The sequence below is a fragment of the Anabaena sp. FACHB-595 genome (assembly GCF_048568275.1).
Taxonomy (GTDB): domain Bacteria; phylum Cyanobacteriota; class Cyanobacteriia; order Cyanobacteriales; family Nostocaceae; genus Trichormus.
On record NZ_CP183473.1, the window covers coordinates 4,915,001 to 4,940,684 of the forward strand.

At 41.2% G+C, this 25,684-nt stretch carries 20 protein-coding genes, 2 tRNA genes, 2 rRNA genes and 1 pseudogene (1 of these 25 only partly in view); 9 read left to right on the forward strand and 16 right to left on the reverse strand.

The genetic code is table 11. The features are described from left to right. The 4 genes from ACN222_RS20410 to ACN222_RS20425 all read right to left on the reverse strand — a co-directional run. A 23S ribosomal RNA gene (locus ACN222_RS20410) occupies positions 1–129 on the reverse strand (it extends 2,699 nt beyond the left edge of the window). Positions 130–291: 162 nt separating this feature from the next. Next, a tRNA-Ala gene (locus ACN222_RS20415) sits at positions 292–364 on the reverse strand. 86 nt (positions 365–450) lie between these two features. Continuing rightward, a tRNA-Ile gene (locus tag ACN222_RS20420) sits at positions 451–524 on the reverse strand. Between the two features lie 118 nt (positions 525–642). Beyond that, positions 643–2,131: ribosomal RNA gene (locus ACN222_RS20425) — 16S ribosomal RNA — on the reverse strand. The 16S and 23S rRNA genes sit together here with 2 tRNA genes alongside, the layout of an rRNA operon. Before the next feature lie 462 nt (positions 2,132–2,593). On the opposite strand from ACN222_RS20425, the gene ACN222_RS20430 reads away from it, so the two are divergent. Together ACN222_RS20430 and ACN222_RS20435 are read left to right on the forward strand one after the other, a co-directional pair. Next, entirely contained in the window at positions 2,594–2,737 is a 144-nt protein-coding gene (locus ACN222_RS20430; RefSeq protein WP_158303721.1) for a hypothetical protein, read from the forward strand. Continuing rightward, positions 2,676–3,591: pseudogene (locus ACN222_RS20435) on the forward strand (IS982 family transposase). The gene ACN222_RS20430 and the pseudogene ACN222_RS20435 overlap by 62 nt, the downstream one beginning before the upstream one ends. An 81-nt stretch (positions 3,592–3,672) precedes the next feature. Here the strand turns inward: ACN222_RS20435 and ACN222_RS20440 are convergent. From ACN222_RS20440 to nfi, 3 genes are all read right to left on the reverse strand, one after another. After that, entirely contained in the window at positions 3,673–5,631 is a 1,959-nt protein-coding gene (locus ACN222_RS20440) for an FHA domain-containing protein (protein ID WP_010998223.1), read from the reverse strand. A gap of 52 nt (positions 5,632–5,683) precedes the next feature. Continuing rightward, on the reverse strand, positions 5,684–6,265 hold the full coding sequence (locus ACN222_RS20445) for an FHA domain-containing protein (RefSeq protein WP_010998224.1): 582 nt from the start codon (positions 6,263–6,265) through the stop codon (positions 5,684–5,686). 128 nt (positions 6,266–6,393) lie between these two features. Next, entirely contained in the window at positions 6,394–7,059 is a 666-nt protein-coding gene (nfi, locus tag ACN222_RS20450; RefSeq protein WP_010998225.1) for a deoxyribonuclease V, read from the reverse strand. A gap of 159 nt (positions 7,060–7,218) precedes the next feature. On the opposite strand from nfi, the gene ACN222_RS20455 reads away from it, so the two are divergent. Continuing rightward, positions 7,219–7,710 (forward strand): hypothetical protein, encoded by a 492-nt coding sequence (locus ACN222_RS20455; RefSeq protein ID WP_010998226.1) that lies wholly within the window; start codon positions 7,219–7,221, stop codon positions 7,708–7,710. A gap of 114 nt (positions 7,711–7,824) precedes the next feature. Here the strand turns inward: ACN222_RS20455 and ACN222_RS20460 are convergent, their stop codons facing one another. Next, entirely contained in the window at positions 7,825–8,175 is a 351-nt protein-coding gene (locus ACN222_RS20460; protein WP_044522083.1) for a histidine triad nucleotide-binding protein, read from the reverse strand. 67 nt (positions 8,176–8,242) lie between these two features. On the opposite strand from ACN222_RS20460, the gene ACN222_RS20465 reads away from it, so the two are divergent. Continuing rightward, on the forward strand, positions 8,243–9,772 hold the full coding sequence (locus tag ACN222_RS20465; protein ID WP_010998228.1) for a YifB family Mg chelatase-like AAA ATPase: 1,530 nt from the start codon (positions 8,243–8,245) through the stop codon (positions 9,770–9,772). A gap of 31 nt (positions 9,773–9,803) precedes the next feature. Here the strand turns inward: ACN222_RS20465 and ACN222_RS20470 are convergent, their stop codons facing one another. The 3 genes from ACN222_RS20470 to ACN222_RS20480 form a co-directional block, all read right to left on the reverse strand. Next, the gene (locus tag ACN222_RS20470; RefSeq protein ID WP_010998229.1) at positions 9,804–10,580 is read right to left on the reverse strand and encodes a hypothetical protein; all 777 of its coding nucleotides are present in this window, start codon (positions 10,578–10,580) and stop codon (positions 9,804–9,806) included. Between the two features lie 141 nt (positions 10,581–10,721). Further along, entirely contained in the window at positions 10,722–12,023 is a 1,302-nt protein-coding gene (locus ACN222_RS20475) for a S41 family peptidase (RefSeq protein ID WP_044522084.1), read from the reverse strand. A 275-nt stretch (positions 12,024–12,298) separates the two neighbouring features. Further along, positions 12,299–13,342, reverse strand: coding sequence for a J domain-containing protein (locus ACN222_RS20480; RefSeq protein WP_010998232.1), 1,044 nt, complete (start codon positions 13,340–13,342; stop codon positions 12,299–12,301). A 494-nt stretch (positions 13,343–13,836) separates the two neighbouring features. Between ACN222_RS20480 and ACN222_RS20485 the strand changes: the two genes are divergently transcribed. From ACN222_RS20485 to ACN222_RS20495, 3 genes are all read left to right on the forward strand, one after another. Then, on the forward strand, positions 13,837–14,082 hold the full coding sequence (locus ACN222_RS20485; RefSeq protein WP_010998233.1) for a ChaB family protein: 246 nt from the start codon (positions 13,837–13,839) through the stop codon (positions 14,080–14,082). Between the two features lie 724 nt (positions 14,083–14,806). Further along, positions 14,807–16,036 carry an NAD(P)/FAD-dependent oxidoreductase gene (locus ACN222_RS20490; RefSeq protein WP_010998234.1) on the forward strand — a complete coding sequence of 410 codons (1,230 nt, stop codon included), beginning with the start codon at positions 14,807–14,809 and terminating at the stop codon, positions 16,034–16,036. Positions 16,037–16,118: 82 nt separating this feature from the next. Beyond that, positions 16,119–16,769: an HAD-IA family hydrolase gene (locus ACN222_RS20495; protein WP_010998235.1), complete on the forward strand. Its 651-nt coding sequence runs from the start codon at positions 16,119–16,121 to the stop codon at positions 16,767–16,769. A 12-nt stretch (positions 16,770–16,781) separates the two neighbouring features. Here the strand turns inward: ACN222_RS20495 and ACN222_RS20500 are convergent, their stop codons facing one another. The 3 genes from ACN222_RS20500 to ACN222_RS20510 form a co-directional block, all read right to left on the reverse strand. Next, positions 16,782–17,852, reverse strand: a complete 1,071-nt coding sequence (locus ACN222_RS20500; RefSeq protein WP_010998236.1) for a hybrid sensor histidine kinase/response regulator — start codon at positions 17,850–17,852, stop codon at positions 16,782–16,784. Positions 17,853–17,905: 53 nt separating this feature from the next. Further along, positions 17,906–20,803 (reverse strand): response regulator, encoded by a 2,898-nt coding sequence (locus tag ACN222_RS20505; RefSeq protein ID WP_010998237.1) that lies wholly within the window; start codon positions 20,801–20,803, stop codon positions 17,906–17,908. Positions 20,804–21,274: 471 nt separating this feature from the next. Then, positions 21,275–21,469: a hypothetical protein gene (locus ACN222_RS20510; protein WP_010998238.1), complete on the reverse strand. Its 195-nt coding sequence runs from the start codon at positions 21,467–21,469 to the stop codon at positions 21,275–21,277. Positions 21,470–21,936: 467 nt separating this feature from the next. Here ACN222_RS20510 and ACN222_RS20515 point away from each other — a divergent pair, with 467 nt between their 5' ends. Both ACN222_RS20515 and psb32 read left to right on the forward strand, forming a co-directional pair. After that, positions 21,937–22,830, forward strand: a complete 894-nt coding sequence (locus ACN222_RS20515) for a LysR family transcriptional regulator (protein ID WP_010998239.1) — start codon at positions 21,937–21,939, stop codon at positions 22,828–22,830. A 161-nt stretch (positions 22,831–22,991) separates the two neighbouring features. Then, a complete protein-coding gene (psb32, locus tag ACN222_RS20520) occupies positions 22,992–23,729 on the forward strand; it encodes a photosystem II repair protein Psb32 (protein ID WP_010998240.1) in 738 nt (245 codons plus the stop codon). A 101-nt stretch (positions 23,730–23,830) separates the two neighbouring features. Here psb32 and ACN222_RS20525 read toward each other — a convergent pair whose 3' ends face one another. Both ACN222_RS20525 and ACN222_RS20530 read right to left on the reverse strand, forming a co-directional pair. Continuing rightward, on the reverse strand, positions 23,831–24,214 hold the full coding sequence (locus ACN222_RS20525) for a DUF4346 domain-containing protein (protein ID WP_010998241.1): 384 nt from the start codon (positions 24,212–24,214) through the stop codon (positions 23,831–23,833). Positions 24,215–24,394: 180 nt separating this feature from the next. Beyond that, positions 24,395–25,570: a GNAT family N-acetyltransferase gene (locus ACN222_RS20530; protein WP_010998242.1), complete on the reverse strand. Its 1,176-nt coding sequence runs from the start codon at positions 25,568–25,570 to the stop codon at positions 24,395–24,397. Positions 25,571–25,684 lie beyond the last annotated feature (114 nt).

Genomic DNA, 25,684 nt, shown 5'->3' on the forward strand with positions numbered 1-25,684 from the left:
GGGTTGCCCCATTCGGACACCTCCGGCTCAATGTTTGCTTCCAACTCCCCGGAGTATTTCGTCGGTAACCACGTCCTTCTTCGCCTCTGTGTGCCTAGGTATCCACCATTAGCCCTTATTAGCTTGACCACAATTCCATTGGTTTTATCCTGCATTCACAGTTTGTCTGTGTCTGCCTGCTAATCTAATCGCGTTTTTATGCAGTTTTCAAGGTTCTGGCTAGGTACTACCCAGCAGTCTAACTCCCGTTAGTTGCTGAATTTTTCCTCTTTCTTGGCTTGCCTTTTCATGTGGAGGTTAGCGGACTCGAACCGCTGACATCCTGCTTGCAAAGCAGGCGCTCTACCAACTGAGCTAAACCCCCAAATACAATTCAAAATTCAAAATCCAAAATTCAAAAGTAAATAACTACTTTTGACTTTTGTCTTTTAACTTTTGACTTGCTTCAGGTGGGCCATCCTGGACTCGAACCAGGGACCTCACCCTTATCAGGGGTGCGCTCTAACCACCTGAGCTAATAGCCCATTATCGAACCAAATCATAGTTTGAAAGCTTTGACAATATCTACGACCGACCTAGAGTAGACCATCTGTTCCTCTATTCGCTTTACGCTTTCGATTCTCAGTTGGGTAGGTCTCCCTAAAAGGAGGTGATCCAGCCACACCTTCCGGTACGGCTACCTTGTTACGACTTCACCCCAGTCACCAGCACTGCCTTAGGCATCCTCCTCTCCTAAAAGTTGGAGTAATGACTTCGGGCGTTGCCAGCTTCCATGGTGTGACGGGCGGTGTGTACAAGGCCCGGGAACGAATTCACTGCAGTATGCTGACCTGCAATTACTAGCGATTCCTCCTTCACGCAGGCGAGTTGCAGCCTGCGATCTGAACTGAGCTACGGTTTACGGGATTTGCTTGCTATCGCTAGCTTGCTGCCCTCTGTCCGTAGCATTGTAGTACGTGTGTAGCCCAAGACGTAAGGGGCATGCTGACTTGACGTCATCCCCACCTTCCTCCGGTTTGTCACCGGCAGTCTCTCTAGAGTGCCCAACTTAATGCTGGCAACTAAAAACGAGGGTTGCGCTCGTTGCGGGACTTAACCCAACATCTCACGACACGAGCTGACGACAGCCATGCACCACCTGTGTTCGCGCTCCCTAAGGCACTCTTCCCTTTCAAGAAGATTCGCGACATGTCAAGTCTTGGTAAGGTTCTTCGCGTTGCATCGAATTAAACCACATACTCCACCGCTTGTGCGGGCCCCCGTCAATTCCTTTGAGTTTCACACTTGCGTGCGTACTCCCCAGGCGGGATACTTAACGCGTTGGCTCCGGCACGGCTCGGGTCGATACAAGCCACGCCTAGTATCCATCGTTTACGGCTAGGACTACTGGGGTATCTAATCCCATTCGCTCCCCTAGCTTTCGTCCCTCAGTGTCAGTTACGGCCTAGCAGAGCGCTTTCGCCACCGGTGTTCTTCCTGATCTCTACGCATTTCACCGCTACACCAGGAATTCCCTCTGCCCCGAACGTACTCTAGCTCTGTAGTTTCCACTGCCTTTACAAGGTTGAGCCTTGCTCTTTAACAGCAGACTTACAGTGCCACCTGCGGACGCTTTACGCCCAATCATTCCGGATAACGCTTGCATCCTCCGTATTACCGCGGCTGCTGGCACGGAGTTAGCCGATGCTTATTCCTCAGGTACCTTCATTTTTTTATTCCCTGAGAAAAGAGGTTTACAACCCAAGAGCCTTCCTCCCTCACGCGGTATTGCTCCGTCAGGCTTTCGCCCATTGCGGAAAATTCCCCACTGCTGCCTCCCGTAGGAGTCTGGGCCGTGTCTCAGTCCCAGTGTGGCTGATCATCCTCTCAGACCAGCTACTGATCGTCGCCTTGGTGCGCTCTTACCACACCAACTAGCTAATCAGACGCGAGCTCATCTTCAGGCAATAAATCTTTCACCTTTCGGCACATCCGGTATTAGCCACCGTTTCCAGTGGTTGTCCCCGACCTGAAGCTAGATTCTCACGCGTTACTCACCCGTCCGCCACTATCTCCGAAGAGACCGTTCGACTTGCATGTGTTAAGCATACCGCCAGCGTTCATCCTGAGCCAGGATCAAACTCTCCGTTTTGAAGACATTTGCTTTTAGCTCTTTTCGACTTCTCTTTATACACCTTAGCCTGGTGTTTTTTATTTTCTTGACGCAGGCTATTGTCGTATACTAGCTTTCAAACTATAATATTTTCAAGGTTCGGCTCCCTACCGAGCGGCGCTTCGTCGCGCCCCTCTCTCAGGCACTTATCCAATATATCCAACCTACTCAGTCTTGTCAACTCTTTTGGCAAAATTTTTTTGGATTTTATTTTTTTGTCTCTCCCTATCCCCCCACAGCCACCCTTTTCAGGCACTCAAATAGATTTTTTTCGACAGCATTCAATAGCATTTCCACATTGAATGAGTCGTGACGCACTAATAAACGTAAATCGATGTCGATATAGGGACTGATATTAAACGCCTTATGTGAGATGGGGTAGCAAAAAAGAAGGGGAAACCACAAGATAAAGGTAACGACACCAAAGCTTGAGGTCTCCCAATGAATATGGTGGACGGTTCGACCCTGTTGACGACAATTTTTGTGCTAATAGATGACTGGTATAAGCTCAAGGGCTATCGTTATGTACCGTTATTACCAGGCCCGTTCGACCCTGTTGACGACAATTTTTGTGCTAATAGATGACTGGTATAAGCTCAAGGGCTATCGTTATGTACCGTTATTACCAGGCCCGTCACCAAGATTCACGGATAGTGAAATGTTAACGTTATTAGTAGCAATGGATTTTTTCCCATACCCAGGAGAACAACAGTATTTAGGGTTTGTGCGAGCCAACTATTTGAGCCTCTTCCCAAAACTGTTAGACCTTTCGTCAGTTCAACCGAAGAGCCAGACGTTTGGAAGGAATGCTGGAAGAATTAAGACGTTTCTGGGTGGTGGAGTTGGGAGCCATCTTTGAGCGCACCCTACTGTTGGATACAAAACCAGTACCAGTAGTGGGTTATAAGCGACATAAACTCAGAAGTGATTTTACAGGTAGTGCTGATTATGGGTGGTGTGCCAGCCGGAAAATGAACTACTTTGGTTACAAATTGGTACTCATCAGTACTCTCAACGGTATACCCTTAGTTTACTCCTTAGTACCTGCCAGTACTGATGAACGTCTTGCGGCTGAATCTGTTCTAGGCGGCGTTCGTGGCTGTCGCATCTTGGCTGACAAAGGATTTATTGGTGGTGAATGGCAGACCGATATTTTCAAAACCACAGGTAATCAAATATTTACCCCAAAACGAGCTAATCAACTTCAACAACAGCCAAAAGCCTTTGAAGGTTTATTAAACAGCTTGCGCGAACGTGTTGAAGGTGTCTTTCACGAAGTACAAAATACCGGACGTAATTTGGAACGTCTACTGAGAAAGAAAGTTGATGCTCTCTGCGTTCATGTTGCCGCTAAAATCACCAGTCATACTCTACGCCTTTTTTTGCGTCAGCGTTTTGGTATTGATGTGCTTACCTTTGAACAGCATCCTCCGGCTTAATTCACATAAGGCGTATTATTTAAGGTAATCTTTCTGTAACTGACCTGTACAGAAGCGACTATATCAAAAATTTTGTCGTGGTTATGATGGTGACTGATTAAATACCCACTTTAACCATTGGCTAAAAGAACTGACTCCATTTAAACGGCGGACACCAGGCGCACGGGCTGCGGCAAGTCCGTCAAGAGCGACAAGAGCAGCATATTGTAAACCCAAAAAACTATCAACGGCTGCGTAAGGTCCACCAAGGGTAATTGCCCCGGCTGCATACATTTGCCCTTTACCATGCCGCATTTCTGGGATTTCAAAATTATTGGCGACTGTTAAGCGCCCCAGGTAGTTTAAGGGTAAGTTGTATTGGTTTACTAGGTCTTCTAACAAAGGATTAGCTTGCACTTTGGCATCCAAACCAGTAGCGTCAACAATAAAATCAGCTGTCAGTTTCATTTCCCCAAAACCTTTTTCTTGGATTTTGGTAATGGTACGGTTTTGTGAATCTCTTTCCACTCCCAACACTTCGCCAAAGGTAATTTGATACCAACCTTCTCTTAACCCCTGTTCTGTAATGCGTTGCCAGTCTTGTCGGTCGGCGGTAGTTGTACCACCCCAGTCTGTTAGTAAGCGTTTGCGTTCTTCTGGAGTGGCTTGTTCTAACATGACCCGCAGTTCGCCACTCCAGCAGGCTTTTGGCCAGTTGAAAGGTTGAAATTCGTAATGGTTTTTGACGAGACGTGTGGCTTTTTGAAATGTGTTGCCTTGGGGTTTAGGCGATCGCATCAAGTGCAAAACTGTAATGTGAGGATTTTTCTGTCTTGCTTCATAGATGCGTTGGACGATACGTGAAGCGACAATTCCGCGACCCCGAATCAGGACTGTACCACCTTGGTGTTCTAATTGCTCATATACATGGTCGTGTGCTTCATAGGCATTGACGACCGATTTAAAATCTCGGTACTTCTCTCTATAAGCTTGTAAATCGGGGAGAAACTGAATTGCTGGATACCCTGTAGCTAAATGTAAATAACGACTAACCAAAAAAGCATGATTGCCTTGCCCACGAGAATAGGCTACACAATATCTACCGTCATCAGTTTTGCGAATTGATCTGACTCGCCCATAGCGATAAATTTGATTCCAGTTAATCCGCTTGGCTTCTCTATCAATGGAATCAAAAACATTGCTTGCACGGGGAGTATAAGTTTCGGCAAAGGTTGGTTCAGCGAATACTTGCCATAGATACTGTAATGCTGATCTTAACTGACCTTTAGTGCAGTCCCGCCAGGCTTCTCTCCAAGCATAACTAGGCCAACCCCAAATATTATCAGGGCAAGAATCAGAATTTGACCGCAATCTTTCGTGTAAAGGTATTTGGGAATTAAGGCAAAGGCGTTTATACCGCGCGTAAGGTTCTGCTTCTAACCCTAGCGCTACAATTTTCTCCGCACGAACACCACTAATTCGCAATAAATCAGTCCAAATAAAGCTGCCTAATCCTCCACCAACTGCTAGATAATCACATTCATCAACGGGGAGGCCTGTAGCGTGGAGTGCTTGTATGGGAACCTGTTCTGCTTGAAATAATGGTGGTGGAAAATTGTTTCCTAAAGGTGTGATAGGAGGGGTTGCTGGTAAGTTCGGATCAGGAAGATTGGTATTGGGATTAAATTGAATTAATGAAGGAGGATTGGTGAGCGGTGTAGTGACGGGAACTGTGAGTTTCACCATCATTATGTAAGGGCCAATTTGTAATGTATCACCGTTAGTCAGAACACTACGTTTTTGTTGCTGACCGTTGATGAATATACCATTAACACTATCTTGATCAATTACTACTAGTTGGTTGTTTTCCCAGACAATGAGAGCGTGGTAGCGAGAAACTTGATCACTGTTTAGCAACATTCTGGAAACGCGCTTTCCATCCAGTTCGGCAGGTAAACGCACAAATTCTCGACCAAAAGCAATAGGCACATCCAACTTTGGTTCTCGCCGTTCTCCAGTTGTTGGGTCTTCCCAAATCAATTGAATTTGTAGGTTAGTCATTGGTCAGTTGTCAGTAGTTTTTTATCCCTGATATCTCCCATTGTCGATCTCGTCAATTCGGTGCTACTAATACGCTCACTGCTGCGGCTAAAGATGTACCGCACCAAGGACAGCCGACTTGCAGATTTTCTAGTGAAGATACGCGATGGCATTTTGGACACTCTAAACCGTACACTCCTTGTGGTGTAGCTTGATGATGATGTATCGGCGATGGTGATGGCTGTTGACGTAGAGGGGGTGTAACTACCTGAGGACTGGCAATGGGTGGTTGCGGTAGGGATAAAACAGTGGCAGCGATGGTGTTAATAGTAATAGTTGTGATGTGAAGTTGAGCTTGACCTAAGTAGATGATACTACCTTGATTTAAAGGTTTTTCACCTTGAATTAGTTGTTGTCCATCTACAAGTGGGGGATTTTGCGATCGCAAATTTCTGATATAAAAATTTTGCTGCTGAGAATGAAAAAATATTTCTACGTGCAGACCCGATACCGTTGGGTTAGTTAAAACAATATCGCACCGGAGAGGATCTCGACCAATGCGGACAGTGCCAGGATTTTTACTTGGCTGTTGTTCGTAAATTTGCTGAGTTTTATTTTGTCCACCATCTTGCCACTGTAGAGTTAGTGCGTTCATTTTTCTAACTTGGGTAACTCTTGTTTAGCTACTTCAACTTCCTTCTGTGCGATTCCTAACATGAGTGAGCAGTTGCAAGCAAGTTTTGAGAACAAACTTCAACAAATTTATATTGTGGCTTGATGACTTTATCGATTGGATGCTAGTTTATCGGCTACGCGAGTAGTTTCTGGTAGGCGATATTTTGGTGTACATCGCAATACGTAGTCAATAGCGGTTGGTAAACTGATTTTATGTCCACTAGAAACATATACAGGCTTTACTCCTACGCGAGTTCGTAGAACTGCACCAATAATTTCACCTCTGTGTATAAGTGGTTGCCAACTGCCTTTGGTGTCTGCTAATTCCTCATGTTTACCAATTAATAGAGATTTAGCTACACCAATTGTGGGAATATTGAGCAGTACTCCTAAGTGACTAGCTATACCTAATCTTCGAGGATGGGCGATTCCTTGACCATCACACAAAATAATATCTGGTTTTGTTTGAACTTTTGCTAGGGCATCAAGTACTGCTGGTATTTCTCGGAAAGAAAGAAAACCAGGAATGTAGGGAAATGACGTAGGACGATATGCTAGGTTCGTTTCGATGACTTGTAAATCAGGAAAACTCAGTACTGCTACTGCTGCACGGCTAATTGTGCCATCGGCTTCAAAACCCATATCAACACCAGCGACGTACTGCACAGGTTGTGTAAATTGGTCTTCTGTAATTACTTGATGTCTTAATTCTTCTTGGATAGTTATGGCTTCTTCCACCGTTAATGGCCAAGGATGAGGTTGGTAAATCTGCATAATTAAAAATTGGTTATAAATAATAATTTTAGCAATTTCAATAAATGTACGTAGAGATTTAAGACATTTGTGAAATTTTTAACTATTGTTGGTTGCGTTAGTAAATAGGGAATCTTAAGAATAAATAAATTATTGCTTAATTTTCGGCTGTACTTGCTTATGTCACAGGAAAAACTTGTAAAACTGGCTAAACGAGGCAACACTCAGGCGATCGCATTTTTGATGAATCGTCACTTAAAGCCCAAAGGCATCACAGCAAAAGTTCTCCTGAAAGATGCTTGCTTGCAGGTAATGCTAGAATCTGCCAAAGTTCCCAATCAACAATCCTTAGTTGCATTTGTACATAAAGGGATTACCAGTTTAGGTACTGGGTCTATTGAGAGAGTAAAAGTGTATGGACGACAAACTGGTGAAGAACTGCCGGCTTGGACTGAAGAATTTGAAATAGGGACAATAGAACCAGTAGATGAGCCTCATATTGTCACTGTTTCTATTACTTTGAACGGTGATACAGAATGTGGATTAACGAGTCAAAATTTTGAAAGTATCGCTAATCAAATGACAAAGGATATTTTGTCATCTTGTAAAGATTATCTAGTTCAAAAAGTAAGTATCAGTAATGGCGTATCTGTAATTACACAAGAACGTTAGTGTGCAAATATCTAACTCCTTTAATCCAACGTATTTTTTACATAGTATTTAAGTCACTTAGCGCTAAATTTTTATCTATTAATCGCGTCACTAGACGCGATTAATGACTTTATATCAACCAGGCGGCCATGCCATTGGTCGCCCACCTAAAATATGTAAATGCAGGTGGTAAACTGTTTGCCCTCCATCATTGCCATTATTGATGACAACGCGATAGCCATTTTCCAGTCCTGCTTCTTGGGCAACACGTTTGGCAGTTAACAAAAGATGTCCCAAAAGAGCGTGATCATGAGAATCTGCATCAGAAAGTTTGGCAAGAGGTTGTTTAGGAATGACCAGAATATGTACTGGTGCTTGGGGATGCACATCTTTAAAGGCTAGAGCTAAATCGTCTTCATAGACGATGTTAGCGGGAATTTCTCGACGAATAATTTTGCTGAAAATGGTCTCTGTGGTTTCACTCATGCGGTTATCAGAACTCATCTGCTAGAGATTCTAAAGGGTTACTGTCCATCTAAGAAATATTTAGCCAATGCTTGCTAGAGTCTGGAGTGCATCAATTGTCGGCATCGATGCCGTGAAAGTGGGCGTAGAAGTCGATATATCGGGGGGTTTGCCGGGAATCGTAGTTTTGGGGCTACCAGATTCAGCCGTTCAGGAATCAAAAGAAAGAGTCAAAGCTACTCTCAAAAATGCGGGTTTTGCCTTCCCAATGCGGAAAATAGTGATTAACTTGACTCCAGCAGACTTACGCAAGGAAGGCCCCTGTTTCGATTTGCCTATTAGTATAGGGATTTTAGCTGCTTCTGAACAGGTTAAGTCTGACTTGTTAGGAGATTATCTTTTTTTGGGTGAAGTTTCTCTCGATGGCAGCTTACGTCCTGTGGCTGGGGTTTTACCGATCGCTGCTACTGCCAAAAAAATGGGGATTGCAGGGTTAGTTGTACCTGTAGATAATGCTCAAGAAGCTTCAGTGGTGGAGGGTTTGGAGGTGCATGGCTGCAAGAATGTGTCTGAGGTTGTGGATTTATTAAATAACCCTGGCAAGCATCAGCCTGTAAAGTTAGATGAATCACAAGAACTCACACCAATATCTTATGCGATCGCCGACTTAAAGGACGTAAAAGGACAAGCGCATGGTCGTCGTGCTTTAGAAATTGCGGCGGCTGGCGGACATAATTTGATTTTTGTCGGCCCTCCTGGTAGTGGGAAAACCATGCTAGCAAGGCGCTTACCTGGAATTTTACCACCTCTGAGTTTTGCCGAAGCCTTGGAAGTGACTCGCATTCACTCTGTGGCTGGGTTGTTGAAAAATCGTGGTTCCTTAGTCCGCGATCGCCCTTTCCGTAGTCCTCACCATTCAGCCTCCGGGCCTTCTCTTGTCGGTGGTGGTGGTTTTCCTCGTCCTGGTGAAATCTCTCTATCACACAGAGGGATTCTTTTCCTAGACGAGTTAACAGAGTTTAAACGTGATGTTTTAGAATTTCTCCGCCAGCCTTTAGAAGATGGTTATGTCACCATTTCTCGTACTAGACAATCTGTAATGTTCCCCGCACAGTTTACTTTGGTGGCCAGTACCAATCCCTGTCCTTGTGGTTATTACGGTGATACTATTCAACAGTGTACCTGTTCACCAAGACAACGAGAGCAGTATTGGGCAAAGCTTTCTGGCCCATTAATGGATCGAATTGATTTGCAAGTAGCTGTCAATCGCTTGAAACCAGAAGAAATCACCCAACAGCCTACAGGAGAAGAATCCGTTTCTGTGCGGGAAAGAGTACAAAAAGCGCGAGATCGCGCCATTAACCGCTTTAAAGACGAGCCTAATCTGCGTTGTAATGCCCAAATGCAGAGTCGTCACTTGCAAACATGGTGCAAACTAGATGATGGTAGTCGCAGCTTATTAGAAGCGGCAATTAAGAAATTGGGTTTATCTGCTAGAGCAAGCGATCGCATTCTGAAAGTAGCCCGGACTATTGCAGATTTGGCTGGTGAAGACGAGCTAAAACCTAATCATGTAGCAGAAGCAATTCAGTATCGGACTATAGACAGAATGCAGTGATAGCTAAGTGATTACTGAATTATCAGGGAAGTCAAAAGAACAATTTATATCTTGTTAACTGGCTTTCAATGGCTCCTGTGAGAATTTTATTGAGTTCTTTGCTGTCTCGAAATGGCAAGATTTGTTGTGTGGGTAGGTCAAAAGGAAATTTTCCTTCTCCTTGATAATCTGGACGTTGCAGATGTGCTAACAAGATTTGTTCTGTGCGCTTGCTTTGAATAGCATAGCCAATTTCTACACAAACATTAGGACTAGGAATGAATTGTTGTGCTTCTTTACTATCAATGCTAGCGATGGGTGTAGTGTCTGCAATAAACAACAAACTTTTACGTAATTTTCTCAGAATGGTGCGATTTAAACGTAACGGCGCGTCTTTGGGGCGAGATGATTCTACTAATGTCAGTGGGATACGCGATCGCAAGTTTAATGTTTCTACACTCTTTCCCAGTCCTTCCCTGAGAAGATCACTAGCGTCGGCGTATTCAGTCTGATAGGAAAAGAAAATCGTTGGTTCTAACTGAGCTAAAACTGTCTGCTTGATAAAATAAATTTCATGGCTAATTAAGTCAATATTAGCTACACAGTAGCTACCGCTACCTTCAACATAAAATTCTACATTTTCCCCCTCCAGATACCGCCCAAACCAAATTGAATGTTTAACTGCATCACTATCTTCTAAAAAGTCTGCGCGCAATGCCGATCTCAGCAAGCTTTTTTTACTAAGACGAATATCTGGTGGCCGTTTTTCTATTTCAGAAATTGGCTCATAATCCTGAAGATACCATGCTCTGAGCGCAATAATTGACATAAGGCGCTATGTTTAGTTTTCTAAAGGGTTTGTTGTATTGCGTATAAGTTTACACGGGGTTTTGAATATTTCTCTAATATTTACTAAGTGTTTACAAACACTGTTCATCGTCTAAGCAAAATCAGCAGGAGACAGCGAAAATCACAATGCTTTGAGTAGAGTCTCTATTGCTGTTTGTTTTTGCGGGTCTACTCCTTGTGCATATTCCAAGGAAAAGGGAACGTTAATGTCTGGGGTAACTCCTTTACCTTCTAATCTTTGATTACCATTGAGAAAAACATCGGCGACTGCTACGTAAAGCAAGCTGCCATCCTGCATAATATAAGGACGACCAGCAACTACGGCTCCTGTTGTTTTAGTACCGAGGACTGGCCCAATCTGATTTTGTTGAAAGTTAAACGCCAGAATTTCCTTACTGCTGCGGCTTCCTTCGTTTACCAACATCACTACAGGTTTTTTCCATTGATAATTATAGGTATATCGGCGGCCATTACGTTGAACATGAGTGACACTGGGACTTTGTTTAGCAGTGAAGATGTTGAGGTAACTAATATCTCCCCCTCCCCATCCATCTCGGAGATCCAAAATTAACCCATCTGCGTTTCTCAGGCGACCATAGATTAGCTCATTCTGAAGCTCTTGCTGATATGGATCAGCTGCATTTGACCAGATATGGACGTAGCCAATTTTTTTATTTTCTTGTTCGAGGATCTGAATGCTAGCCATTTGAGCTTCCAAAAACATTGTGCTGGCATCAAATACCTTCGGTACTACAGCAATTTCTTGGCGACTAGTTAGTTGAGGCGATGGCGTTCCGCCCACCGTAGGCGATCGCTGGATCAACATTTTGACTGTTTGCCCTGCTTTACCTGCAAAAGAGCGTATGGGGTGATATTGATTACCATCTACATTAATAATCTGGTCACCTACTTTTAAGCCAGCCCTAGCAGCAGGACTGTCATCCAAAATAGAGCTAATAAAAGTCTTATCATTAATATCTTTAGTAGATAAACCAACACCAGTGTATTCAAATTTACCGTTAGGAAAAAACTTTTTTAATTCTTTCGGTAACTCCATGCTTCTAGCATAAAAAATGCCTAAAAGTTGATAGTAAGCCAGATCGTCTTGAGTATAGTAACGGGTGTGGGAAGTTTTGAGTTCAGATAACATTTCATTGAAAATAGCAGCAACTTTTTGACCTGAATTCGCTTGTAATACATTAGGTTTATACTTTTCCTTAATTACTTTCCAATTTACTCCATTCATTTTTGGATCATAAAAATTATCATTTACTGTTTGCCAAACTTGCTCAAAAATTCCAGTCTCAGGTTTAGCTAGTAATGGTAAAAGTGGTGAATTTATCCAGATAATAAGCAAAACGCAAATACTTAAAGAAAGAACTAGGGGTAAGCGATTGAATAGTAAAAGTCGAATTTTTTTCATCTGAAGTTTGACTGTTAATATAGGAATCTAATTTGATTATTATTGGCGTAGCCTGCAATTGCACATCCTAAATATAAGCATATTTAGAGTTGGCATTATCCATTCTAGTGGATTTCAGAAATTAAGTATAAATTTTATGAAAACAACTGTTAATAATCTGCCAATATTAATTCCATTCCTTAATACAAAGTTAAATATACTTCGCTGATATATAAATATTTAGAATTTTATATTATTTCTCACATTAACAAAATAATAGAAAACATAGTCTTAATTTAAAATATAACCATTCCATCTAGTTCTGACAACATCTGCTCAAGCATATCCTCCATCATTTCCTGTTGTAAGGAATATAAACTTTCTGGACCATTAAGAAATTCTTTGATAGTTATTTTCTGTGCTTTAAATTCTTTGACAAAATCACGAATTTCGGTAACCAGATTAATCTGGACTTCCATCGATTCCAACATTTGGGCAATAGGATCTATGCCTTGTTTTGCCGCTTTGCGCGAATCGGAAACCATTACACCTTCAGGTGTATTTTTCACTAGGCGTAGTTCTCTTTTTAAATTTTCGTATTGAGTTATCAAGATTTCATTTTGCTGTGCTAAAGTCTTACATTTTCTAGTTAAATCATCTTCACTATTATTATCAATAAGCTCCCCTACCTGATGCTTTTGCTCAATTTCCAGGAGTCTTGCTAAATCTCCTTCTTGGTAGGCTTTATTAATTTCCTTCATGATTTCTGTATGATTTATTTGCGTTTCACTATCTTTTACCTTATCAGGATGAAATATTTCAGCTAACCTCAGAAATGTCTGACGAATCTTTCTCGATTCATCTGTTCTATTTACAGATGAAAATCCTAATTCCTGCTGTGTTTCTCCATATTGACTTTGACGTGGATTATTTTCTTGCTGAGAATCATCAAAAATATCATCTAGTTCTAGTTCTGGTTGTTTACTCTCGAATTTCGGACTGATGATCCCAGCCATCTGGAGATTAAGATAAACTGCCTTTACTTTCTTCTCAGTTTGTTTACCAAATTTTCTAGTAGTAAAAATTTCTGCAAACAGAGTGTGGATTTCCTTGTCTAGCTCTGATATTTTGGTAAAGCCAGGACTGGCTCTATGAAATGTTTCTGTTGCTAATGAACGCATCTGTTCAGTAAAATTTCTCAACTCAGTGCGCTTGCTTTTAATATTTTTGAGTAAAGCTTGGTGTTCTTTTTCTAGTCCTGCCAAGCGGATATGTAGCTGAGAGAGAGCTAATGGTGTTGTATGAGTAGTATGAGATGTAGATGAGGTTTTGCGAGGCATAGGAGATGCAGGTAGGTTTTAGGTTTTAAAGTGTCCGGCTCTTTGGGTTAATGCCCATCGACTATACTTTCTAGATAATACATGATCTATAACAACGAGTTACGGCAGAAGTATCTATCTTCGAGATATTTATCTACAATCGTTATGTAGCCAATAAAGAATCGAATATTCCTATATTTACTTTAGAATAATTTACTATTAATAAAATGAACAAAAAATATGTACATGAGGATTTTTTAATATATTGTCCATGCTATAAGCAAGACTATTCTGGTTAACCTTTTGATTTGCCAAACATTTATAATTTAGCTAGGATTACCATAATATTAAAATGTTTTTTACTGATATTCATTCACTATTATAATTCAATTGATCCTAAGTCTATTTGACTAATTCTAAAGGAGGGTATTTTACATCTCTACTTACAGAAAGAGGCAAAATTACTGACCGATATTTTAACATAAACCAAAGTTAGATTGATGGGAGTGAAATGGATGCCTTATCAACAAATAAGTGAATTACCTCAAGAGATTAGAGAACAATTACCAGAACACGCTCAACAGATTTTCTTTGCAGCTTTCAATGCAGCTCAAAGTGACGGCTTGAGTGAAGAAGGTGCAGTTGATGTTGCTTGGAATAGTGTGAGAAACGAGTACAAACAAGACAACGATGGTCAATGGCAACGAAAAGCCGAAGACTCAGCAATACATCATAAAGCTATCACAACAGGTGGTAACTAAACATAATCTGTAATTTCTGATAGTCTGCTGCTAGGCTAACGCCTATGTAGGTTTCTCTGTTGCTTTTTGTAGCAAAGACCAAAACCAACGTAATTCGTAATTAAATTATTTATGGTTTGAGATTCCAAGTAATGGAAAACCACCAATTTTATAATTGAGTGGATTAAGCCTGAAGATTACGAATTACAATTTTTTTATTATGATGCTATGAAAAGATGAATACTAAATTCATCTTATAGGAGATAGCAAATTAGACTACTATAGGAATAGTATTTAATGTTTGAAATATACGTAAGGTAGGCAACACCCACCGTATGATAGTTGTGGTGGGCATTGCCCGGCTTATAGGTACTCAGATATTTTCAAGAATCAAATCGGATTCTTATAATTATTAGCAAAATGATTGACTGATGAGCAATTACTGGAATTTAATGAAGGTAGGGAGCATCCTTGTAACTTAGGAAAGATTATAGAAAATTAAGAATAGTTGTAAACTAGATTTTGCAGTATTCTTAGCTGATCAGATGGTGGTTGATCCGCGCATGGTTGTAGTCTATGCTATCCGATGCTATGAGAAATGAGGGTTTATGAAGGTCAAGTTATTACCCGCTCATGAACTGCATAAAGACAAGTACTCAAATTGCTGGCTGATGGTCATAGAAGAAAATAAATCATTACACTGAGAGTTAGTTGCCTTATTGGGATAGAATCTCCCATATAATTTATGACCGAACAGACTAAGAGAATTGTAATTCTGGGTGGAGGCTTTGGCGGTCTCTATACAGCTTTACGTGTAAGCCAATTACCTTGGGAAACTCAGCAAAAACCGGAAATTGTGCTGGTAGATCAAAGCGATCGCTTTCTATTCTCCCCCTTATTGTACGAATTACTCACCGGAGAACTGCAATCATGGGAAATTGCACCCCCTTTTATTGAACTTCTCGAAGGTACAGGTATACGTTTTTATCAAGCAGTTGTTTCTGGTATTGATATCGACCAGCAACGGGTACATCTGCAAGATGGCCCAGAAATCCCTTATGATCGCCTAGTTTTAACGCTAGGTGGCGAAACACCATTAGATTTAGTTCCTGGTGCCATATCCTATGCCTATCCTTTCCGTACTATTGCTGACACCTATCGCTTGGAAGAACGTCTGCGAGTCTTGGAAGAATCAGATGCAGAAAAAATTCGTGTAGCAATTGTTGGTGCTGGTTATAGTGGTGTTGAGTTAGCTTGTAAGTTAGCAGATAGACTAGGAGAAAGAGGACGCTTCCGCCTAGTGGAAATCAGCGATCAAATTTTACGCACTTCCCCAGACTTTAACCGCGAAGCAGCCAAGAAAGCTTTGGATGCAAAAGGTGTTTTTATTGATTTAGAAACCAAAGTTGAGTCAATAGGACAAAATACCATCTCCCTAGAGTACAAAAATCAAGTAGATACCATTCCCGTAGATTTGGTAATTTGGACTGTGGGTACAAGGGTGACAAACGTAGTGAAAAGTCTGCCCTTTAAACAGAACCAGCGTGGTCAAATCACTAATACACCAACTCTCCAAGTTCTTGACCATCCAGACATTTTCGCCCTGGGAGACTTAGCTGACTGTATTGACGCTGAAGGTCAGCAAGTACCCGCTACCGCACAAGCCGCTTTTCAACAAGCAGACTACGCCGCTTGGAATATTTGGGCTTCTCTTACTCAACGTCCCCTATTACCTTTCCGTTACCAACAATTAGGGGAGATGATGGCACTGGGTACAGATAATGCTACCCTTACAGGTTTAGGAGTTAAATTAGATGGTTCTTTGGCTTATGTTGCCCGCCGTCTCGCCTACTTGTATAGATTACCAACACTAGATCATCAACTTAAAGTTGGCTTTAACTGGCTTGTACGTCCTATTATAGAAACAATTTACTCAGCAGTGGATGCTGTGAATGAAAAGGGTACTAGGTATTAGGGATTGCACTTCCTTGCTTGAACACTTTCGCGCAGGGAAGTCAATGACCAATGACTAACATTTATAATTTGCAAGCAGTTTAATGGAAAGGCCTAAAGTTATTTTTGTGGATGCTGTGGGGACACTCTTTGGCGTTAAGGGTAGTGTCGGAAAAGTTTATAGTCAAATAGCCCAAGAGTTTGGTGTAGAAGTTGCACCGGATATTGTGGATAAAGCATTTGTTGAAAGTTTTAAAGCATCCCCGCCGCCCATATTCCCTGATGCTGACACTGAAGACATACCACAACGTGAATTTGAGTGGTGGCGTAAAATTGCCCTGAATACTTTTGAAAGTGCTGGTGTTCTGCCCCAATTTACCGATTTTTCTAGCTTTTTTGGTGAACTATATATTCACTTTGGCACTGCTGAACCTTGGGTGATATATCCTGATGTTGTGCAATCCTTGAGCAACTGGCAACATATAGGGATTGAATTGGGCGTTTTGTCTAATTTCGATTCGCGGTTGTACTCAGTTTTGCAAAGTTTAGGTTTGAGTCACTACTTTTCTTCGGTGACGATTTCCACTCAAGCAGGTGCAGCAAAACCTGACCCCAAAATTTTTGCGATCGCTTTAGAAAAACACAATAGTTCTCCTGAAGAGGCATGGCACATTGGCGATAGTATTGAAGAAGATTATCAAGGAGCAAAAGCAGCCGGGTTAAGGGGTGTTTGGATTAATCGAGAGAAAGGTTAAAAATATTTATTCTTAGGGAATTAAGACTGTAAAAATAGAACCTTGGGGATGATTATCTTCGATAGTAATCGTGCCATTGTGTGCTTCTATTGCCATTTTACAAAATGCTAATCCTAGACCAAGTTGGGAAACTTCGGACACTATATTGCCGATTTCATACTTCTGGAAAATGCTGTGCCTTAATTCTTGAGAAATTCCTTTACCTGAATCAATCACCTGTAATTTCGCACCTGTTTCTAAATACGCTGCTTTGAGAATTACCCGTGCGTTTGATGGTGAAAACTTAATTGCATTAGAGAGCAGATTATCTAGTACTCGGCGAAAAATAGCTGCATCTATTTTGACCATACCACCCGGTTCTGGTAATTCGCTGATGAGCCTCAGACGCTTTTGAGCAGCAATATCTTCAATATCTGCTAAGGCTGATATACAAATAGCACAAAGGTCTATCTCTGTATAGTTAAGCACCATTTTACCGGATTCTAGCTTGGCCATGGTCAATAGGCTATCAATCAGGGTTTGTAGTTGTTGACAGGCGATCGCTATTTGACTTACTTTTTGTTGCTGTTTGTCTGGTGGCAAACTAGGAAATTTGAGCATTTCTGTTGAGATCACAATACTGGCTAGAGGATTTCGCAGGTCATGGACAATCATATTAACCATGTCTTCCTGCAATTTAAGTAAACCTTGCAAGTTATCATGCTGTTGCTTAATCCGCAACATAGAATTAACTCTAGCTCTTAACTCTACGCTGTTGAGAGGCTTACTAATAAAGTCATCTGCTCCTGCGTTCAAACAGTGAGCCAGGTCTTCTTTAGCAGTTAATGCTGTGACAATAATAATGGGTACTGCCTGCCACTGGGGATCAGCTTTAATGCGTCGGCATACTTCTATCCCATCTAAATGAGGCATCATCACATCTAGCAAAATCACATCCGGCTGAAAACTGCTGAGGCGAGCGATCGCTTGTTGACCACCAGAAGCATAATGCAACTGATAGTTTTCGCCATCTAGCAATGTTTCTACAACATCAAAGTTATCCGGTTCATCATCAATCACCAAAATGGATGGTTGAGTTTCCATTTAGAATACTTCCTGACTAAGTTGAAAATAGTGCTGAGTAGGGAAAACTTTTCCTAGTCACTCTTCCGGTATTTTGATGTATGTAGTTCCTGATGGTTTTTTAAAAGTTGTTGAATGGTTAATACCAGTTGTTTTAGTTTTATTGGCTTGGTCAAATATTCATTAGCTCCAGCCGCTAAACAAGTCGTGCGATCGCTTGGCATGGCTAGGGCTGTTAAAGCAATTATGGGAATATCAATAAATTTTTGCTCATTACGGATCTGGCGTATCGCCTCTAATCCGTTCATTCCTGGCATTTGAATATCCATAATAATTAAATCTGGGCATTTTTCTCTAGCAAAATCAAGAGCTTGTTGTCCATTTTCTGCTAATACCATCTCATATCCTCGACTTTCCAGATAGCTAGATATAGTATCAATGTTTGCTTGATTATCTTCTGCCAGCAAAATTACGGGTATTGTCAAAGTTTTTGGTATCAGGGTAGCAGGTAGATCAACACGCTCAGGATCTTGTAGTTTTTTGAGAGAATTATCCCCACTCAGGTAAGGAATGCGGACTGTAAAACAACTACCCTGTCCGACTTCACTGTTAACTAAGATGGTTCCTCCGTGTAGGGTAGTAATTCGTTTAACTAGTGCTAAACCTAACCCTGTCCCGGTGTAGTTGCGATTGAGGCTGCTATCAAGTTGGGTAAAAGGCTGAAATAATTTGCTTATGTCTTCTGAGGCGATACCGATACCAGTATCGGTGACGCGGAAACAGATATGGGGGCTGGGAATGGAGGATTGAGATATGAGTTTTTCTGCCCCTAATGTCTCATTTGTGCCTACTTCCTCCAGCCAAACCGTGAGCTTCACATTACCTCCTTCTGGGGTAAACTTGACGGCGTTGCTGAGGAGGTTGATTAGTACTTGGCGTAAACGGCGATCGTCTACTTGAATGGTATCTAAATTAGAACCTATATGAGTACTAAGACAGATATTTTTTTTCAACGCCATCTGCTGAATAAAGGTAAGGCTACCATCACAGATACTTCTGACAGAAACATCACTGATTTGCAGTTCTAGTTTGCCTGACTCGATTTTGGACAAGTCGAGGATGTCATTGATCAGTTCCAGTAGATGTTTGCCACTACGTTTAATAGTAGCGATCGCTTTTGCCTGCTTTTGATTAATGGCACCAAACACGCCTTCAATAAAACCTTCAGACATACCCAGAATGGCGTTGAGTGGGGTACGCAATTCGTGGCTCATGTTTGCCAAAAATTCGTCTTTGAGGCGGGTAGCACGGGCAAGTTCGGCGTTGGCCTTGGCAAGCTGTTCATTTGTCCGCAACAGTTTTTCTTCTGCTTGTTTGCGTTCGTTGATGTCGGTCACCCGGACTAAGTTGAGGGTACGACCAGCTATGGTAATTGGTTTGGCAGCTATATTTCCCCAAAATAATTTGCCTTTAAGAGTCACATATTCAATCTCTTGACTCCAAAACCCTTTAGTCTGCATTTGGGTGACAATAGTATCAATTTCATTACTAGTAAAGGGACGACGCTGGAGCGTCCTACCTTCAATCCCCAGTAATTCACCTTTGTTAGTTGCCTCAAATAGTTCTACCGTCCGCCGGTTACAATCCAGGGTAAGCAATGTTACAGGATCGACTAGAAACAACGCATCAGCAGATTCATTAAAAATTACTTCTCGCAAATCTCGGTTGTGGATCAGTTCTTGTTCTGCTTGTTTGCGTTCTGTGATATCGATGTTAATCCCAACCATCAATATAGGTTTACCTTGTTCATCGCAATTGAGAACACCATAAGCTTTGATGACACGGATTTCTCCACTCGGCTGAATAATTTGGAATTCTGCATCATATTCTTGGTTTTGGTGCAGAACTTGCTGGATAGTTACCAAGAGATAATCTTGATCATCTGGATGCACAAAGCTTAACCAAGCATCAAAATTACCGGGAAAATCCTCAGGGTGAACACCATACAATTCGTACATTCGCTCATCCCAAATTACTTTTTCTTGAACGCAGTCAAATTCCCAGATGCCAAATCTTCCAGAACTGATGGCGAGAGTTAAGCGTTCCGAAATTTTCCGGAGTTTTGCCTCGGCTTCTATGAGATCGCCTATAGTGGGGCGTAGTCCATCGTCCAATGCAGCTTGCTGTTCGCTAATATCTGTCAGTGTGCCGACATAGCCGATGGTAGTAACGTTTTGGTCTGTTTCAGGTAATATCTGCATATAGAACCAAATTGTGGTGCCATCTTTACGCAGGAACTTACCTTCATAGCAATACATTTTTTCTTGGGTCAATACTTCAGTCCATTGATGGAAAAGGCGATCGCTGTCTTCTGGATGTATAGTATCTAGACACCCTCTGCCCAAGGCTGCTTGTATTGGTTCACCCGTGATCTGACTCCAGCGATCGTTGACGTAAATACAGTTCCCGTCTGCATCAAGACGGAAAATAGCCACTGGGACAACTTCTGCCAATGTTGCATAACGGTGTTCGCTTTGTTGCAATGCTGCCTTGGTCTGTGCTAGCTGTTGCATTAGATACATCTTTTCCATGCCATGACGAATTACTCGTTGTAAAATTTCCGGCGTAATCTGATTTTTGATCAGATAATCTTGAGCGCCGCTTTTCATCGCACGGACAGCCAGATCCTCATCTCCTGGTTTGATCAACAGGATGACGGTAAATTGGCTATTACTCAGCCTTGACCGCAATTTCTCCAGAAAAATTGAAGCATTCTCATTGACAGAGGCAAAATCTAGCAAAATAATCTCTGGTGTTTTCTCTAGGCACCAATTTAAAGCCTCTTTTGCTATCGAAAATTCTATAATTTGATAGTTATATAAACTGTCTTGCTGTAAATGGCGAGTCATATTTGCTCGCTCTTCGCTGCATTTATCGATTAGCAGGACTGTACAAGGCACGTAGTGATTCATAAATCAAAAATAGCAATGCGATCCATTTAGTAAGCAATTTGACCTCCATGACCGTAGTATGCAAAACCTCTGATAAATTGAGGAGTAGCCGGAATAGGGAACTAAAAATTAAATCCATAAAATCTACTAACTATATATTGCCCAAATTCATGTGCTAAAGTTTTGCTTATTGATGCCGTTGTCTTTTGCAGTCGGGTTTATACAGCATCTCAAACCTTGGTAATTTTTCCAGGAAATTTGTAAGCACATGGATGACAATAAAGAATTATATGTGACAGACCTTACCAATATGTCTATCTGTATAATTTTTTTCAACCTGGAATAATCTGGTTTTTTATATTAATTTAAAAATAAAAAATACAAAAAGAGCCGATAAATACATTTTTTAATGTATTTACCAACTCAAGGTTCAACTATGGCAAGTATGCAAAAATCACTAGGGCTATTTCTATAGGAAATATTTAAGTTCAATTATCGTGATTCAGTCCCTTGATTGGGGCTACCAGCGACATCATCTTCACCTGGTGATTCTGGTTTAGCACTTTCTCTAGCGTTAGACTCAGCAGCAGTGCCAGTTTTACGAATCTCTTCGTTGAGGGGAGTTTGGTAGCCACCGGAAGCTGTGGTATCTTGACTATTAGACTTTGCTTTTTTCTCTTCAGACATAACTCTTTACTCCTTCGTTTATTCTTGTCCATCATTTTAATAAAATAATATCGGTGATTTTATCTATCTAAAATCTAGTAATTCCCCTTTTGGGTCTCTATCGAAAGTATTGTTTAGTATTACTGATGTTTTTTTAAGTCAACCCTCAAAATAAGCGTCTACTACAAAGTAGAGAAAAAACAAAATATTATTTTTACGAGTTTTTATAAAATATTTTGTAAATGCTGATCGCCGTACATAATTTTTGCCAAATCATGACAACGTTTGCTTGCTTCTTATCTATCTTGAGGCTGTAGACAACCAATATAAACTTACATAGAATTAAGCAGAACATTTGCCTAATCAATAAAAGCTTAACAATATTTCGCTCAGTAATTAAATATGGTTCTTAGAAATCCAAGATACTCCGGACTTTCGTAATTAGTCATCACCAATTATTTATTAAAAATTGAACTGTTTAATTCCCTATGAAAATTTCCCAACTTCGCGCTGTAGTTGCAGTGGCAGAGCGTGGTAATTTTAGTGAAGCGGCTTTAGAATTACAGCTGACACAGCCGGCGGTTAGTCATGCGATCGCTACCTTGGAAGAAGAATTGGGTATTCCTTTATTTGCTAGAGGTCGTCATGGCGCTGTATTAACACCAGTCGGAGAGCGAATTTTACATCATATTCGCCAAGCAATGCAGCACTTAGAAAAGATACAGGAAGAAGCCAGCACCCACAAATGTTTACATGGTGGTCATGTAAGAGTTGCAGCTTTTCGTTGTGTAGCAACTCATCTATTACCAAAAGCGATCGCTCAATTTCATAACCAATTTCCCGAAGTTGCTGTCACAATCATCGAATGTCTTTCTGATCTTGATGTAGAACAGTGTTTGCGTGAAGGTCGTGCTGATATAGGTGTCACTTCTTTACCCACTAGTGATGAATTTACAACATGGGAAATTCTCAGAGATGAATATATTGCTTTACTACCACCGAAAGCTAAAGTTAATAGTTGTCAATTTACTTGGGAAGATATTGCTAGATACTCACCAGTAATAGTGTCTCATTCAGCTTCTGAAAAATCCCTTAATCAAAACCTCAAACAGTTAGCACCTTTTATCAACACCACCAGTCATATTCCAGAAGAATCGATGATTGTTAACATGGTACATCAAGGATTAACAGCAGCAATTTTGCCTTATTTAGCAGCAATACCAATTCCCCCAGGCGTACAAGTTCATAGTCTACCAAAACCTATAGAAAAAGTAATTTCTGTAGCTGTCAGTCCTCATTCCCTAAATATTCCGGCTGTATTTAAATTATTAGAAATGCTTAAGAATTTTGATTTTCCTACTTTAGCCAAATGTCCTTTTTAATTTGTAATTAACAATTATAAATGACTTCTCTAAGAGGTTGTTTTAAAAATGGTAAAATGTGACTTTAATAACTTGCTGATCCCCCCTAACCCCCCTTAGAGGGTGATTTTGACACTAGTTATGTAGTATTTTTGTGTTATTCGTACTTATGGAATTATCCAATGACACATATCTTTCAGCAAGTTTTTAGGATGAAAAAACTCCTCATCCGGCTGATATTGCCTTTTTTGGCTATCATTCTCGCTGCTTCGCTATCTAGCGCCCCCGCACTAGCTTCAGGAGTGTATCAAATACCAAACCTGACAGCAGGTGATTCTACATGGGTATTAGACCAAGGCGATGTAATTAGCCGAATCAATGAAGGTGCAATTAGTAGTAGCTTAGAGGACTTAGCAAAAGAAACAGGTAAGGAAGTCAGATTTGTGACTATCCATCGCCTAGACTATGGAGAAACTCCAGAAAGCTTTGCTCAAGCTCTGTTTGAAAAGTGGTTCCCCAGCAAAGAAGCCCAAGCAAATCAAATTTTGTTAGTACTGGATACAGTGACTAACGGTACCGCCATTATTACTGGAGATGAAGTTAAGCCTTTACTCACAGATACCATTGCCAACAGCGTGGCTGAGGAAACATTAGCTGCACCCTTACGAGATGGTAATAAGTATAATCAGGCATTTTTAGATGCCAGCGATCGCCTAGTTGCTGTTCTCTCCGGTCAACCCGATCCCGGCCCCCCACAAATCGTTGACAAAGTGCAAGTTGAAGGCACATTCAAAAAAGCAGAAGAAACCGACAAAGGTAACGCCACTGCTTGGGTAGTAGGGCTTTTAATTGCCGCTACCATCATTCCTATGGCAACTTACTACATTTACCTAGCTGTTCAACCATCATCTGAAGGCTAGGTTTAGGAGGCAGGGATTAGGGGAGTAGAGAGCAGGGGGGAGCAGGGGGGCTGGGGAAGAATGATTTTCTGATGTTCTAATCCTTACTTATTACTCCCTACTTAATCTTGTACGTACTCTTGCCCTGCTACCAAAGCAACTTCAGCACGGACAAATTCACGGCCTAAATAAGCCGCATGATCTAACATAGTTACGGGACAGGGCTGAGTTTCTTCAAAAATTTTGACACAAAGTTCCTTGGCTGTTCTTCCAGCGAAAACAGTTGTGTAAGTTCTTTCCACCTTCCCTCTAGCAGGAATTACTTTCCCTGTTTCTGGGTCTACCGCTAAACCACGTTCGTCAATGATATTTGTAAAATGCTTGGCATAAATCAGGCCAGCAGTTTTATCTATATAGATAATGAAGTATCCGTTCGGGTCAAGGTCAATATGACGCTGAGAAAGTTTATTATCAATGGCAGCTAAATCTTCAACTATCAAATCCATAAGCTTTAAAAATTAAATTTCTTTATTCAAGGATTTTACACTCCATATCAAGTGTAAATCTTTATTAGTTACGTGTTACCTGCAATCATCAGTATTTCGAGGCAGGGAGTGGGAAGAAGCAGGAGAAGCAAAAAAGAATAACTATGAACCAATGACAACTGACAACTGACTAATGATTATTTACTTTTGACTAAAAGGTAACTCTGCATTGATAGCTGCAATTTCCTGCTCTTCTAATTGATTCACTTCACTAATGTAGGGACTGAGAATTTGTCCTAGACGATTATTATAAAAGCGATGGAGACTATAATTAGGTGCAGCAGGGAAACCGCGACGTTTTTTATGTCTTCCGCCAGCGCCAGGATCAAAACTTTGAATACCATTAGCGATCGCCCACTCAATTGGTGCATAATAGCAAGCATCAAAATGTAAGCAATCAATTTCTTGAAAACTGCCCCAATAACGACCATATAAGCGATCGTCCTTAAACAAACAAAAAGACATACCTAGAGGCTGGCGAGGATCTTGCTCGTGATAAGCAGGGAAAAACACAACCCGATGGCGATAGTTATGGTGTAACTGCTCAAAAAATTGCTTTGTTAGATACTTGCTACCCCACCAACCAAACTTGTCACAAGTATCAGCATAAAACTGATACATCAAGGGAAATAGAGACTTAGGGATGGCATCACCCACCACGGCTTGCAGTTGTAAACCCTCCTTTTCTACAGCTTTACGTTCGCGCTTAATATTACGACGCTGATTAGCATTGAACACCGTCAAGTAATCATCAAAATTTTGAAACCCTGAATTTTCCCAAATAAAACTATGGTGCAACCAAGCTGTAAACCCTTGTTTTTCTAATACTGGTTGCCATTGGGGATCAACATAGAGAAAATGGCAACTAGAAATATTATGTTTGACACAGAAAGAGTCAATTTCATGCACCATCATGGCAGTAATTTCCTCTTCATCTTCCCCATCGGCAATTAAAAAGCGATAACCTTCGGCAGGTGTAAATGGTGTCATACCCAAAAGTTTGGGATAGTACTGCACACCGATACGTTCGGCTAACTCTGCCCACTGATGATCGAAAACAAACTCACCATAGCTATGTCCTTTAATATACAGTGGAGCCACAGCAATCAATGTTCTATCTCGCCACAGTGTCAAGTGATTTGGTAACCAACCAGTTTTAGCTGTAGCACTGTGAGAAGTTTCCAAATTATTCAGCCAATCCCACTCCAAAAAAGGAGTTTTAAGTGGTAAGGCTAAAGCATCCCAAGCATCTTGGGGTACTTCAGCTATTTTGTTAATCCAAACGCTGGAATAGCGAGGCTTGAGTTGTTCAACCATATATGGGGATTGGGGATTGGGGACAAAAAAGTAAAAAGTAAAAAGTAAAAAGGTAAAAGTTTTTTCTTTTGACTTTTGCCTTTTGCCTTGGACTGGGGACTAGATAGACTAACG